The sequence below is a fragment of the Flavobacterium rhizophilum genome (assembly GCF_046000485.1).
In the GTDB taxonomy this organism is placed as follows: domain Bacteria; phylum Bacteroidota; class Bacteroidia; order Flavobacteriales; family Flavobacteriaceae; genus Flavobacterium; species Flavobacterium rhizophilum.
In genome coordinates, this window is record NZ_JBELQB010000083.1 from 1 (window position 1) to 502 (window position 502).

Genomic DNA, 502 nt, shown 5'->3' on the forward strand with positions numbered 1-502 from the left:
GTGATCGCCGACAAGATCCAACTGCAACAGGTCATGATCAACCTCATCGTCAATGCCGCGCAGGCGATGTCGAATGTCGACGACCGGCCGCGCGTCCTGTCGATCGTGGGGCGTTCCGGCGCGCTCGAACTGGGCGAACCAGCGCTCATCCGTGAGGTCCGGGATAGGGGGCCGGGCATCGACGAAGACACCATCGCAAGCCTGTTCAAGCCATTCTTCACGACCAAGGCCGAAGGTATGGGCATGGGACTGTCGATATGTCGGTCGATCGTCGAGGCGCATGGCGGGAGAATCTCCGCGTCGTCAACGACCGGCGAAGGCACCTGCTTCATGATCATCTTGCCGGTCGGCGAGGATGCGTTCGCATGACGTCCTCAGGTTCTGGCCACAACGCAGCGATGGAGGGCGGCGTCGTTCTGGTCATCGACGACGACAACGAGATGCGCGCAGCCCTGGCCAGCCTCTTCCGATCTGTGGGCCTGCCGGTCGTGCTCTTCGGCTC

1 protein-coding gene is annotated in these 502 nt (G+C 62.7%); it reads left to right on the top strand.

Features of this window, described 5'->3' with window-relative positions; translation table 11 throughout:
* The coding region (locus ABS768_RS17880; RefSeq protein WP_408076271.1) for a sensor histidine kinase at positions 1-369 on the top strand (369 nt) is incomplete at its 5' end.
* Positions 370-502: the final 133 nt, after the last annotated feature.